At 35.8% G+C, this 13,277-nt stretch carries 13 protein-coding genes and 5 tRNA genes; 15 read left to right on the top strand and 3 right to left on the bottom strand.

Annotated elements, in window-relative coordinates; translation table 11 throughout:
- Nucleotides 1-38: 38 nt before the first annotated feature.
- The 6 genes from H5R88_RS01615 to H5R88_RS01590 all read left to right on the top strand — a co-directional run bounded on the left by H5R88_RS01615 (nt 39) and on the right by H5R88_RS01590 (nt 1,268).
- Nucleotides 39-680 carry a deoxynucleoside kinase gene (locus H5R88_RS01615; protein WP_182578715.1) on the top strand — a complete coding sequence of 214 codons (642 nt, stop codon included), beginning with the start codon at nt 39-41 and terminating at the stop codon, nt 678-680.
- A 64-nt stretch (nt 681-744) separates the two neighbouring features.
- A tRNA-Val gene (locus H5R88_RS01610) sits at nt 745-817 on the top strand.
- A gap of 8 nt (nt 818-825) precedes the next feature.
- Nucleotides 826-908: transfer RNA gene (locus H5R88_RS01605), tRNA-Leu, on the top strand.
- 90 nt (nt 909-998) lie between these two features.
- A tRNA-Gly gene (locus H5R88_RS01600) sits at nt 999-1,070 on the top strand.
- Between the two features lie 5 nt (nt 1,071-1,075).
- Nucleotides 1,076-1,149 (top strand) — tRNA-Arg (locus tag H5R88_RS01595).
- 45 nt (nt 1,150-1,194) lie between these two features.
- Nucleotides 1,195-1,268 (top strand) — tRNA-Pro (locus tag H5R88_RS01590).
- A gap of 149 nt (nt 1,269-1,417) precedes the next feature.
- Here the strand turns inward: H5R88_RS01590 and H5R88_RS01585 are convergent.
- Together H5R88_RS01585 and H5R88_RS01580 are read right to left on the bottom strand one after the other, a co-directional pair.
- Entirely contained in the window at nt 1,418-2,569 is a 1,152-nt protein-coding gene (locus H5R88_RS01585; protein WP_182600093.1) for a site-specific integrase, read from the bottom strand.
- A gap of 63 nt (nt 2,570-2,632) precedes the next feature.
- Nucleotides 2,633-3,076 carry a helix-turn-helix domain-containing protein gene (locus H5R88_RS01580; protein WP_182600092.1) on the bottom strand — a complete coding sequence of 148 codons (444 nt, stop codon included), beginning with the start codon at nt 3,074-3,076 and terminating at the stop codon, nt 2,633-2,635.
- Between the two features lie 119 nt (nt 3,077-3,195).
- On the opposite strand from H5R88_RS01580, the gene H5R88_RS01575 reads away from it, so the two are divergent.
- The 5 genes from H5R88_RS01575 (at nt 3,196) to H5R88_RS01555 (ending at nt 6,375) form a co-directional block, all read left to right on the top strand.
- A complete protein-coding gene (locus H5R88_RS01575) occupies nt 3,196-3,390 on the top strand; it encodes a helix-turn-helix domain-containing protein (protein ID WP_182600091.1) in 195 nt (64 codons plus the stop codon).
- Nucleotide 3,391: 1 nt separating this feature from the next.
- Entirely contained in the window at nt 3,392-3,664 is a 273-nt protein-coding gene (locus H5R88_RS01570) for a helix-turn-helix domain-containing protein (RefSeq protein ID WP_063164393.1), read from the top strand.
- Nucleotides 3,665-3,861: 197 nt separating this feature from the next.
- On the top strand, nt 3,862-4,770 hold the full coding sequence (locus tag H5R88_RS01565) for a helix-turn-helix domain-containing protein (RefSeq protein WP_182600090.1): 909 nt from the start codon (nt 3,862-3,864) through the stop codon (nt 4,768-4,770).
- A gap of 931 nt (nt 4,771-5,701) precedes the next feature.
- A complete protein-coding gene (locus H5R88_RS01560; RefSeq protein ID WP_019253139.1) occupies nt 5,702-5,932 on the top strand; it encodes a hypothetical protein in 231 nt (76 codons plus the stop codon).
- Between the two features lie 20 nt (nt 5,933-5,952).
- Complete coding sequence (locus H5R88_RS01555; protein WP_019253138.1) at nt 5,953-6,375, top strand: hypothetical protein; 423 nt, start codon at nt 5,953-5,955, stop codon at nt 6,373-6,375.
- A 1,108-nt stretch (nt 6,376-7,483) separates the two neighbouring features.
- Here H5R88_RS01555 and H5R88_RS09580 read toward each other — a convergent pair.
- Complete coding sequence (locus H5R88_RS09580) at nt 7,484-7,657, bottom strand: hypothetical protein (protein WP_220477535.1); 174 nt, start codon at nt 7,655-7,657, stop codon at nt 7,484-7,486.
- A gap of 467 nt (nt 7,658-8,124) precedes the next feature.
- On the opposite strand from H5R88_RS09580, the gene adhP reads away from it, so the two are divergent.
- The 4 genes from adhP to H5R88_RS01530 all read left to right on the top strand — a co-directional run bounded on the left by adhP (nt 8,125) and on the right by H5R88_RS01530 (nt 13,171).
- Complete coding sequence (adhP, locus tag H5R88_RS01545) at nt 8,125-9,153, top strand: alcohol dehydrogenase AdhP (protein ID WP_182578462.1); 1,029 nt, start codon at nt 8,125-8,127, stop codon at nt 9,151-9,153.
- A gap of 173 nt (nt 9,154-9,326) precedes the next feature.
- On the top strand, nt 9,327-9,794 hold the full coding sequence (locus tag H5R88_RS01540) for a CtsR family transcriptional regulator (protein WP_182578461.1): 468 nt from the start codon (nt 9,327-9,329) through the stop codon (nt 9,792-9,794).
- Nucleotides 9,795-9,809: 15 nt separating this feature from the next.
- Nucleotides 9,810-12,302 (top strand): ATP-dependent Clp protease ATP-binding subunit, encoded by a 2,493-nt coding sequence (locus tag H5R88_RS01535; RefSeq protein ID WP_182600089.1) that lies wholly within the window; start codon nt 9,810-9,812, stop codon nt 12,300-12,302.
- A 266-nt stretch (nt 12,303-12,568) separates the two neighbouring features.
- Entirely contained in the window at nt 12,569-13,171 is a 603-nt protein-coding gene (locus tag H5R88_RS01530) for a TetR/AcrR family transcriptional regulator (RefSeq protein WP_182578459.1), read from the top strand.
- The last annotated feature ends 106 nt before the right edge of the window (nt 13,172-13,277 follow it).

Genomic DNA, 13,277 nt, shown 5'->3' with positions numbered 1-13,277 from the left:
TCGTTACTTTTTGAATTTTAAACAGGGGGAAATAATTAATGATTGCTTTAGCCGGGACAATCGGTGCAGGAAAGACCAGCTTGACAAAGTTATTGGCAGAACATCTTAATAGTCAGGCCTTTTACGAATCTGTGGATGATAATAAAATTTTGCCACTTTTTTATAAAGATCCTAAAAAATATGGTTTCTTATTACAGATTTACTTTTTAAACAAACGTCTTGATGAGATTAAAGATTCATATTCAAATGACCTAAATGTTCTAGATCGCTCAATCTTTGAAGATGCATTACTATTTAAATTAAACGCAGATATGGGGCGGGCCACGGAAACAGAGTCAAATATTTATTCTTCATTATTAGGTAATATGATGGAAGAATTACCGGAGCAACCACATCAAAAGGCCCCTAACCTTTTGATTACAATTAGAGTTTCGTTTGAAACAATGCTCGAACGAATTAAGAAGCGGGGGCGTTCGTTTGAACAAATTACTAATGATCCTTCCTTATACTCATATTATAAGAATTTAAATGAACGTTATGCTCAGTGGTATGAGGATTACAACGAAAGTCCTAAGATGGTTATTGATGGTGATAAATATGATTTTGTTGAAGACCCGGCTGCTGCCAAGAAAGTCTTAGCCATGATTGATGAAAAATTAATTGAATTAAATCTTAAATAGGATTGACAAAAAATTACATAGATGGTATATTAAATAGGCTGATTTATATATCAGACCTATTTATGGAGGATTAGCTCAGTTGGGAGAGCATCTGCCTTACAAGCAGGAGGTCACAGGTTCGAGCCCTGTATCCTCCATTTAATTTGCGGATGTGGCGGAATTGGCAGACGCGCAAGATTTAGGATCTTGTATCATTTTGATGTAAGGGTTCAAGTCCCTTCATCCGCATTTAATATTTCTTGAAAATTCTTGTTGACATTAATGAGATTTTCGTGTAATATTAATAACCGTCAATAGGAAATGACTTATCATAGGTATGCGGAAGTAGTTCAGTGGTAGAACATCACCTTGCCATGGTGGGGGTCGCGGGTTCGAATCCCGTCTTCCGCTTATATGCACCCATAGCGCAATTGGATAGAGTGTCTGACTACGAATCAGAAGGTTGAAGGTTCGACTCCTTCTGGGTGCACTTATTATTATAAGCGTGACAGTTTTAACTGTTACGCTTTTTTTTCGGAATTTAGCTCAGCTTGGTAGAGCGCTGCGTTCGGGACGCAGAGGTCGCAAGTTCAAATCTTGTAATTCCGATTTATATATAATAAGGACTGTCATTAAACGGTAAATCGTTGAAATGACAGTCTTTTTTGTTTTGTAAAATGTATTGAATTGTACCTAGTAGGCAACAATTCTGTAAAAAATTCTGTAATAGAGTTTTGAAAATTCTGTAATGAAAATTCTTAATCAAAAGCGATTAAATTAGCCATTGTGTCAGCGGTTCTCGCTTTTTCTTCTTCGGATATTCCAGCGTAAACGTTTAAGGTCGTATCAGCGGAAGCGTGACCTAATTCTGCTTGAACCTGTTTAGCCGTTAGATTATTATTTTCAATTCCAAGAGTTGCAAAAGTATGTCGCCACCCCTTGATTTCTAAATATGGGACGCTGTGAGCCTCACAGAAGCGTTTTAACCATTGCGATGGGTAATTTACCGACATCATATTAGAATCGCTTATACGGGTGAATACGGGCAAATTAGCTCTATGAGAATTTTGGCCGATAGAAAGTAAGTATTTTGCCTGTTCTAATTGCCAAATTTTTAAGTATTTTTCAGTTTTCGTAGCAAGAAAAATTGTTCGTTTACTATTCTTTGTTTTAGGCGAATTAAGAATTGATTTATTACCAACGCCAAACGACTGTGTGCGTTGAACTCTTAAAGTATGAGTTTCAAAATCAATATCTTGCCATTGCAAACCTAACATTTCGCCACGGCGTAAACCAGAGTTAGCAATAAGCCAAAAGAAAGTGAACATTTCCGTTGGAGCGTTAGCTTTCATTGCCTTTAAAACAGTTTGAAGCTCTTCACGTGTGTAGAATTGCTTTTTTGAAGAAGTCTTCACTGGTTGGCGGTCAGCTCTTGGTAAATGAACTTTTTGAGCAGGGTTAGTATGAATATAATTACGCTCAACAGCAAACTCTAAAATACTGTTTAACAATAAATAAAAGCGATAGTATTTCTTGTAAGGGTGGAAATACCATTTTTCAACTGCATTTTGGCAATCATCAATTGTGATTTTGCTAATAATCATTTCACCGAAAAGCGGGGAAATGTGGTTGCGCATAACTGTATGAATATTATTTAAGCTAGATGGTTTAAGGTCAGCTTTAATTTTAAGCCATTTAGTATATACCTGTTGGAATGTTAGCTTTGAATCCGCAAAATAATCTCTTTGTTGAAGCTCATTTTCAAGTTGTAATGCAACTTGGGTGGCTTCTTTTTTTAGTTTAAAACCCGCTTTATTGACTTGACGATATTTTCCATATCGATCGGTATATGAAACGGTGACCATCCAACGCTGCCCTTTTTTAGTTTGATATTTTCTGTAAGATGCCATTTTAATTAACCTCCATAATCGCACAGCTGTCCGGCAGGTGATTATGTATGTCACTAGAAGAGGTTAATCTATGTTTGAAGACTTGTTTATTTCACTTTCAAACCAAGTAAGAAAGTTTTTGATAATTGCTCGTTTCTGATAGTCAGTTAAATTATCGATTTTCTTATTTATCTCAAGAAAATTAGGGTTATTTGTTATATCAATTCCATGTACATACGTAATATAAAGCATTGAAAAAAGTGATTTATAGCTAATAGTAAGTGGTTTTGTTATATCACCCGCCATATCACTCAACCCAGAAGCAGGAGAATCGCTAAGACCCATGAGATATTCAACAGAAACATTAAAAAAATTAGCAAGGCTTTGCAATTTATCAATTTTAGGTTTTCGCTCATTCTTTTCATATTTACTGATAACTTGAGGACTAACATGTATTTTTTTAGCAAGTTCAGTTTGTGTAATATGATTCTTTAAGCGAAGTTCTCGAATTCTATTTTCTGTAACCAATTTTCTCCTCCTTTTTATGTATTTTACCTTTAAAATCACTTTATTTCTACAAAAGTCTAATAAATTCTTGCTAAAGCTACAAAAGTAGAGTATTATTAGACAAAAGTAGAAATGAGGTGATGGCTTTGAGTGAATTTATGAATTTAGAACAAGCTTCAAAATATTTAGGCTTTAAATCACAAAAAAGCTTAAACAATTATATTCGTGAGGGTCTGCCAGTTGTGATTATTGGTAAATCTAAAAGAATTAGCAAAACGGCTATTGATGCTTTTATGAAAGAGCATGAAGTAATTGTTGGAAAGGAAAGTGATTAAGTTGCAACTAAATTTAGAAACGTCAGAAGCTTTTGAAAATCAATTACGAGAAGCAATTTCTCAACAGTTACATCAAGAGCTAGAAAGTTTTGTTAATACAAGTGGCTATCCACCATACATGAATAAAAAGGTAACGGCGAAGTATGTTGGGGTATCTTACAAGACATTTGATAAGTGGGCTGATGAAGTTAAATTGCCTTTTGTCAAAATTGGAAATGTAACACGATATAAGCGATCAGAAGTCGACTCTTTTCTAGCAAAACATAGAAATTAAAAACAAGATAAGCACAACTGTCCGGCGTGATTATTAATTAATAACTAGAAAGAGTGACTTGGAATGAAAACGAAGGAATACGAAAAAAAGACCTAATCAACTCAGGTGTGACAGTCAGTGTTGATTAAGTCTCTAAAAAAAGAAGTAGTTAGATTAATAAACTACTTCTTGATTATAACATGAGGAGGTTAAACGTAATGGCACAAGATTATCCCAATTATTGGTCAACTTTAACAGCCAACGTTCGCTACGATAAAACCCTTAAAGCAAACGAAAAATTATTATTTAGTGAGATAACTGCCTTAAGCAATAAACAAGGATATTGCCATGCAACCAATAAATATTTTGCTCAGCTTTATGATAAAAGTTCATCAACAATTTCTGATTGGATTAATCATCTAAAACAAAGAGGATATTTAGAAGTCCTAATGGTAAAAGATGGTAAGCAAATTAAAGAACGTAGATTATTTCCAATCTTTGACCCTATTCGAAAAAAGCCGAATACCCCTTCCGAAAAAGCTGAAGGGGGGTATACCGAAAAAGCCGAATACCCCTTCCGAAAAACCCGAAGAGGGTATACCGAAAAAGCCGAATACCCTATACCGAAAAACCCGAAGGAGAATAATACAAGTATTAATAATACAAGTATTAATAATACAAGTAAGAATATAGATGATGATGATAGCGCGTACGCGCGCGAAGGAAAATTAGAATTTGAGGAAGATCCATTTATTCTTGCTAGGCAAGCTAATATTGACGTTAATTCTGAATTACATTTACCAGTATTTGTTGAGTTTATCGAAAAGCTTGGAAATTCTATTGTATGTTGGGCTATTCGCAAAACAGCTAATAATGCAACCTACCCGAATTGGCAATATTTACAAACTGTTATGAAAAATTTGGAGGATAATTCAGTGAATACAGTTGAACAAGCGGAACAACTATCTAAAGACCATAAGAAAAAGTCTAGCTACAATAACAAGCGTAAGCCGATTAAAGAGCCAATGCCAGAATGGACTAGGAAATCACAAGATGAACTTTGCAAAAAGGCAGATCCGGAGGTGATCCATAAAGTAAAAGAGCGAATAGCCAACAGAGGAAAATAGGATTTGAGGAATGAACTACAAACTTTAGAGGGGCTCAGAAGTCAATTAAGTGATGATGTGGTTCTTGATGCAATGGATAAAGCAAGAGCTTATAGCAAAGACAAAATATAGTTTTATCGTTTAGCTATTTCTTAAAAACAATTTGAGATCATGTTGCTAATGAGATTGAAAAAAGTTCTGACTTAAAGGACAGTTAGATATAAAACTAAATTGCTATAAATAAATTACGAGAGGTGAATCACAATGTTTAAGTTTTTAGAACGTAGAAAAATCTGGGGGGGGGTAAAAGGCGTCACCTAGTCGTTGAGTATAATTGGCAAAAGGAATGGCCGTCAGTATGGAATGATGAAGTAATTTTTCTAAACGCTAAAGCTGGAATTAAAGAGAAAATAATTATGCTAAGTAAAATATATTTTTCCGAATAAAAAATTATTTTGCAAAAAAGAAAATAGGTCGTTTGAAAATTTATATTAATTTCAAATTGAAAAATCTATTTATCGTACATTACATTTCTAAAATAATTTCGGTGAGAGTCAATTAAAGTTAAGTTATAGTTTTGCTTTTTATATGCAATTAATTATTTGAAGTTTGGTTTTTGTAATAGTTAAATTTAGAACAGTAAAATTTAAACGCTATTTTAATTAATGAGCATAAGGGAAAATTGTCCCCGGCATGCCGGGAACCCGCCAGTGGCGGGATTTTCTGCTGTTACCCGAATTTTCTCGTCTGCCGACTATTTGACACCCAGAAAGATGCGCTTTTGCATCACGCAAGTCTACAAAAAGCATCATCATTGTACAGTGCTTTTTGCTAAAGTTATTAAAAATAATTTGTTGAAAAATTGATACTTTACTAATTTGATTTGAGTATTAATTACTAGATTAAATTCAGAATTTTGGTTGGAAAAATAAAAAGAGGTGAAATTATTATTATGATTTTTAGTGAGAATTTTGAAAGAATAACCTCAGAGGGATTACGTGATGGGATAAAAAATTATTTAGTTATCACTGACCAGCTTGCGGATAATTTACACGATTTTGTAGTATTATTTGCAAAGGAAAATGATAATGAGAGTGCAAAGGTAATGAATAATGCTGAGATAAAAGTTCGCAAGGCGGCGATTATTCTTGCCGATCTTCATGAAAAAATAGCAGCTGATTAATAGTTATAAAGGGGGATATTATGAATTATCTTGAAGTAAAACGCTTGTTAGATTATTACGAAAATCTAACACCAGTTGAAAGAGAAAAATATTTAAAAGAACAACGTGATAAAACAGGAATTGCGATTGAAGATTTAGCTAGAGCATGGCAAACTTCAAAAGAAAAAATTCAAGAGCTTTCAAGTCACCAAGGTTATGTACAAATTGACGAAGTATCTTCGGTTCGATGTGAGATTCTAGGATTAGATTATAAAAAGACAATGCCTGGATTTACTTTTGAGGAATGTAGCCGTTTGTATTGTGTGCCGGTAGAAAAGGTATATGAGATTTTTATGGGCATTACTTTGTGGATAGATAAAGCTGGTAATAAAATAATCCCGGTAAGTGATGTATTACGAGGATATAGTTACTTTTATCCAAGGACAATAAAAAAACAGCGATAGCAAATACTACCGCTGAAATAGCAACTCTTACGATTGTTTTCAGAAATGACTTGGAGTTTAACCAAGAATTCCCTCAATTAGGCGTTTGAGAGCCTTTTTAACTGCAACTTTTACGGAATGTAGCAGTTGCTTAACGAGCCTATTCGGCACGATTAGAATTATGATGCACCAACAATGCAATTGGGACACCTCCCAACATGCACGCATTTGTAGGTTCGTTACGCCTAACAATGTGCTTAAACATTGTATCATAGAAAAAGCATGTTATAATATAAGCATTAGAATTATGATGCCGGTGTGCAAAATGGTTTCAGTTCGTTACTTAAACCGAACCGGTTGTGGGCGCCTAATAAGCGCTCTTTTTTTATTAAAAATGGCTACCGAATAACGATAGCCACATTTTCTGCCGGACAGAAGTATTCTGTATATTTTCTGTACCAAGACTCAAATTTCACAAATAAAATCCTAATATAATAGGAAGAAACTAGTTGCTTGTGTACCATTTGTTCAAATCTTGTAATTCCGATAAGCCAAAAAGACTGCTATTACTTTTATCCTAAAAGAGGTAGCAGTCTTTTTATTAATGATTAAATTTCACAAATATTTAAAATGGAATGTCAATTAGTGCTTCATGTTCGATGCTTTAATTGGCATTTTGTAATTCAATTATGCATTGAAACTATCTTTTGGAGACTTTGCAATCTGCTCTACTTGAATTTTCTTTATATTGTCAGAAAGATCAATATGTTCACAGTCTTCTACGATTACCTTTTGCTTTTGGTAGTTAACATCTCGGGATAAGAACGTGAATGGACGTTGTCTCCATAAAATAAATAGGATTGGCTGTGGTGAAATTTCTTTAATATAGTTTAATGCCGAAAATTAAAGTATTGATAAATTGGAAGTGGTTGTCGTAATTCCGCAGGCATCTAGACTGAATACCATGTTTAAAGGCGTAAAACGAAGCCATTCATTTGTTAATACATCATGATTTGGTAAATCGTCAGTACTATCATGGTTCCTCTGGCAAGGATGGCTGATAATCAGGCTAGCCTTTTAGAAAATCATACCATCATTGCTTTGATAATTGATCTTTAAGCTGGAATAATTATTTAAGAGCAAGATTGATCATCTTCCAATTATCTGTCATACCATACATTGAAATGGTTACATTAGATTTAATTCCTGTATCAACGGCTACAGTAATAAGAGCAAAAACAGCTTCCTCACTAATACCGATAAAGCTAATTTGCTCACAATTTGACTTGCTTTGCTTCTGCACTAAATAATCGAGACTATAGCACTAGAAGGGGTTTGAAGACTTAATATAGCGAGGCTTTCCGCTAATTCACTGATATATACTTAATCAGGGGCAAGGGTAATAAGGTAAGAAAGCCTAATTGAGCAAGCGCATTTGCGTAAATTGTGGCTTTGTACTTCCATAAAATATAGTTATACTCTCTTGTCTAGCTGATTAAGTTATGACATTTATTATTAATAGGTAATACCTATAAATTATAGCAGTTAAAGTTTTAATGAGAATTAGTAAGTGATTTACTGTACAATATGAACAGAATTAATTTATAGGACTCTATCATTGTTAAACCAGTACTTTGAACAAAAAGTAAAATTATTTATTTCATAAAATGTGCAAAATTTCACTTTAAATTTATCTAGAAGTTGTGGTACCATAAACATTGTAAAAGTAATTTGTTTATTTTTGTTTATTAATGAAGGAGATTTTACCTTATGAAAGCTGCTGTTATTAATGATCCAGTAGATGGTTTTGTTACTGTTAAAGATGTTCAACTTCGGGATTTGAAGCCCGGTGAAGCCTTAGTTGACATGGAATATTGTGGTCTTTGTCACACCGATTTACACGTTGCTGCTGGGGATTTTGGTAAAAAGCCAGGTCGTATTATCGGTCATGAAGGGGTTGGCCGTGTATCTAAAGTTGCTCCTGGGGTTACTTCCTTAAAAGTTGGCGATCGTGTATCAATTGCATGGTTCTTCAAGGGCTGTGGACACTGTGAATATTGTTTAACAGGTCGCGAAACTCTTTGTCGCAACGTTCTTAATGCAGGTTACACTGCTGATGGTGCAATGGCTGAACAATGTATCGTACCAGCTGATTACGCTGTTAAGGTTCCTGAAGGTCTTGATCCTGTTGAAGCTACTTCGTTAACTTGTGCAGGGGTTACGATGTACAAAGCATTAAAGGTTGCCGACATCAAGCCGGGTCAATGGGTATCAATCGTTGGTGCTGGTGGTTTAGGTAATTTGGGTATTCAATTTGCTCACAACGTATTTGGCGCTCATGTTATCGCTGTTGATGGTAATCCTGATAAGCTTGAGGCCGCTAAGAAGAATGGTGCCGAAATTGTTATCAACCGTCACGATGGCGATGTTGATAAGCAAATTCAAGAAAAAGTTGGCGGTGTTCATGCTGCTGTAGTAACGGCTGTTTCTGCATCTGCATTCGACCAAGCAGTTGATTCACTCCGTCCAGATGGTAAGCTTGTTGCTGTTGCTCTTCCACAAGGTGATATGAAACTTAACATTGCTAAGACTGTTCTTGATGGTATTATCGTTGCTGGTTCATTAGTTGGTACCCGTCAAGACTTAGCTGAATGTTTCCAATTTGGTGCAGAAGGTAAAGTTCACCCAATTGTTAAGACTCGTAAGTTAAGCGAAATTAATGATATGATCCAAGAACTTAAGGATAACAAGGTTGTTGGTCGGAATGTTGTTGATTTTGTTCACAACGATAATGATTAATTAAAAAAGTAGTTCATATTTAATTCTCTGAAAGACTAGTGTTGCACTTGGATGCTTCGCTGGTCTTTATTATTTTCTTAAATGTATAACTGAATGATCATACAAGTAGGCGCTAACTCTAAAAGTGTGTTAAAATAATGGTCAAGATTAGTCAAAAGAGCCGAGGTGATATAATGGAGAATAAAAGTATTTCAGATATTATCGAAGCATACTTAAAAGAAATTCTTGGTGACTCAGCCCAGGTCGAAATTCGCCGTTCTGAGATTGCCAATCAGTTTGATGTGGTACCGTCACAAATTAATTATGTTATTAAGACGAGGTTTACTATTCAAAATGGTTATTTAGTTAAAAGTAAACGTGGTGGAGGTGGCTACATTCGAATCGAGCGTGTTAATTTACTTGATGATGTAAATGTGCTAAACTCACTTATTCAAGCAATTGGCGACTCGGTTCGTGAACGTGATGCTTTTGATATTGTTCGAACGTTATATGAAGAAGATGTGGTTACGAGACGTGAAGGAGACCTTATGCTTGTTGCATTATCTAAACAGGCACTGGCAGTTAACGATGGTAAAATTGAAGATCAACTTCGCGCTCGTATATTAGTATCATTCTTGAATCGACTGCGCTATGAAAGTTAAAAAGGGGGATTGTACATGGATAATATGTTCACGCCAAGTGCAAAGCATGTTCTAACCATTGCACAAGAACAAGCAAAATACTTTAAACACCAAGCAGTAGGGACTGAACACCTATTGCTTGCCCTCTCAATGGATAAAGATGGGATTGCCAATAAAATATTTGAACAGTTTTCCATCACCAGTGATGATATTCGTGAAGAAATCGAACGCTTAATTGGCTATGGAACGATGGAAAATCTGGGTGTTTCAGATTATCTTCCATACTCACCAAAAGCAAAACAAGTATTATCATTAGCGGGTAAAGAGGCCCAACAAATGCATGCATTAAAGATTGGGACTGAACACTTGTTATTAGCATTAATCGCTGATGAGAGTGTTCTATCTTCACGGATTTTATATAGCCTTGACGTTGTACCGCGACAGATGAGAAAAGTAATTTTACGGCGGTTAGGGATTGCCGATAGTCAACAGCGTAATCCTAATCGTCAACAATCTCGTCGCCGGGCCCAACAAACTGGGACACCAACATTAGATAAGTTAGCCCGTGATATGACCGAGCTTGCCCGGAATGGGCGACTTGATCCAGTGATTGGTCGAAATAAGGAAGTTAAACGTGTGGAACAAATTCTTAGTCGTCGTACCAAGAATAACCCTGTTTTGATCGGTGAACCAGGGGTAGGGAAGACAGCGATTGCGGAAGGACTTGCTCAGCGGATCGTTGATGGCAAAGTTCCGGCTGAATTAGCTAATAAACGTTTAATGATGCTCGATATGGGATCGTTAGTTGCAGGTACCAAGTATCGGGGAGAATTTGAAGATCGCCTTAAAAAGGTTATTGATGAGATTCAAACTGATGGGCATGTGATTCTTTTTATTGATGAACTCCATACTTTGATTGGTGCTGGTGGTGCTGAGGGTGCAATCGATGCATCTAATATTTTGAAACCGGCTCTAGCACGAGGCGAGTTACAAACAATTGGTGCAACGACGCTTGATGAATATCAGAAATATATTGAATCTGATGCTGCACTTGAACGACGCTTTGCCACTGTTCAAGTCGATGAACCGACTACTGATCAAACCCTGCAAATTTTACGAGGGCTCCGATCAAAGTATGAGGATCACCACCATGCTAAGATTACTGATGAGGCACTTGAAGAAGCAGTTAAGTTGTCAGATCGTTATATTTCAGACCGCTTCTTACCAGATAAAGCAATTGATCTGATCGATGAATCGGCAGCGATGGTGCGAATTGATGCTGAAGATAAGAAAAATCGTCAGCCACCATTGGAGAATCAGTTAGAAGACCTCCGCGCTCAAAAGGAAGAGGCTATTGATAATCAGGACTTTGATCGGGCGGCTACTCTTCGTCAACAAGAATTAGCGCTTAAAGATAAGATTGATCGTAAAGAACAACGCGACCAACAAAAGGACTCTCATAACTATAAACTGAAAGTAACTGGTGAAAATATTGCACAAGTTGTTGCTGAATGGACAGGTGTTCCTTTAACTCAATTGAAGAAGAGCGAAAGTGAACGGTTGGTTAACTTAGAGAAAGTTCTTCATCAACGAGTAATTGGGCAAAACGAGGCAGTTGCCGTAGTTGCAAAAGCGATTCGTCGTGCACGTAGCGGTCTTAAGGATCCTAGTCGTCCGATTGGTTCCTTTATGTTCTTGGGACCGACTGGGGTAGGAAAAACTGAACTTGCAAAAGCCTTAGCGGCGGCAATGTTTGGTTCAGAAGAAAACATGATCCGGATTGATATGTCGGAATATATGGAAAAATATAGTACTAGTCGATTGATTGGTGCTGCTCCGGGATATGTCGGTTATGATGAAGGCGGTCAATTAACTGAAAAGGTACGACAACATCCATATTCAGTTGTCTTGCTAGATGAAGCTGAAAAGGCACATCCAGATGTATTTAATTTATTACTTCAAGTGTTAGATGATGGTTACTTAACTGACGCAAAGGGGCGCCGGGTTGATTTTAGAAATACCATTATTATCATGACTTCTAATCTGGGAGCCACTCAACTTCAAGATGAAAAAGAAGTCGGCTTTGGGGCCAAAGATATGTCACAAGACTATAACGCGATGTCGGCAGCGATTAAGCAACAAATGAGGTTATACTTCCGACCAGAATTCCTTAATCGGATTGATGAAACGATTATCTTCCATTCATTGCAAAAGAAAGAGCTTCACCAGATTGTTAAACTCATGGTTAATGATTTGATCAAGCGGGTAAGTGAACAGGGAATCAACTTGAAAGTCACCCCTGCTGCAATTGATGTAATCGCAAAGCTAGGTTACAATCCGGCTTACGGGGCTCGTCCTCTTCGACGGGCTTTACAAGATTATGTTGAAGATGATTTGAGCACTGGATTACTTAGCGGTGAGATTAGTGTTGGAGATGATGTAACGGTGGGTACTCATCAAGGGAAAATTACTTTTAAGGTAAAAAAACCAGATGAAGATAAAGCTGTTGAATTAAAATTAAATAGATAAAAAGGACGGTAAATTATTCTGAAATACAGAGTAATTTACCGTTTTGTGCTAACTATCAAATATATAAACGAGGTATTTGCGTTTTATATATACTAACGCATACTAGAATTACAATGTTTGTTCTCTAATAATAGAAGAAAAATTAACAAATTACATTCATTTATCGCATTTGATGATTATTTTTCTAAAATAGTTGTCAAAAGATAAGTTATAGCCTTATAATGTGTTTATCAGATAATTAATGATTTTAATAGGGGATGTTATATTTGAAACGTGCAGAACAATTGGAAAAAACAAGACAAGCGATCTTGAAAACTGCGACAAAGCTCTTTTTGCAAAAGGGCTTTGGTGAAACTTCTACACGGGATATTGCGAAACAAATTGGAATTACACAACCAGCTTTATACCACCACTTCAGTGATAAAGAGGTTTTATATCTTGACGTAATGACAAATTTATGTGGGAAAGTGCGCCAAGACATTAATAAAGTAATGCGCAAACATGATTTGTCACCAAATGAACAACTATGGCAAATTACTAAGGCATTGAAAAAACATCATCCATTGAGCATTTATGACCAATATAATCAAGCAATGCGTTTATTATCTAAAAGTGCTCAACAAAAACTTAATATGATTTTTACAATGGATTATTTAGAACCGATTGCAGCGTTTTTCCGTCAACCAGATGTAGGATTACGTCCAGATATTCTTCCCAAAGAAGCTGCTGAACTATTTATTGCAGGGTTGACTCCAATTTTTGGGACTTCTCAATTAATTGGTGGTCACTCAATTACGCCAGAACAACGTGATCAATTAATCTTGGACTGCATTATTAACGGTTTATCAAATTGGGGCGGAAAAGATTAAAAAATATAAAAATAATTGTTGACAAAAAATAATAGAGCTTGTATACTATAGTAGTATGTAATTGTGAGTTCATTTGAATCTGGTGATCTATTGTCCATTAGATTCT

The organism is Limosilactobacillus agrestis (assembly GCF_014145585.1).
GTDB lineage: Bacteria > Bacillota > Bacilli > Lactobacillales > Lactobacillaceae > Limosilactobacillus > Limosilactobacillus agrestis.
Note: the sequence above shows the minus strand (reverse complement) of the source record. Positions and strands in the feature narration are given on the sequence as shown.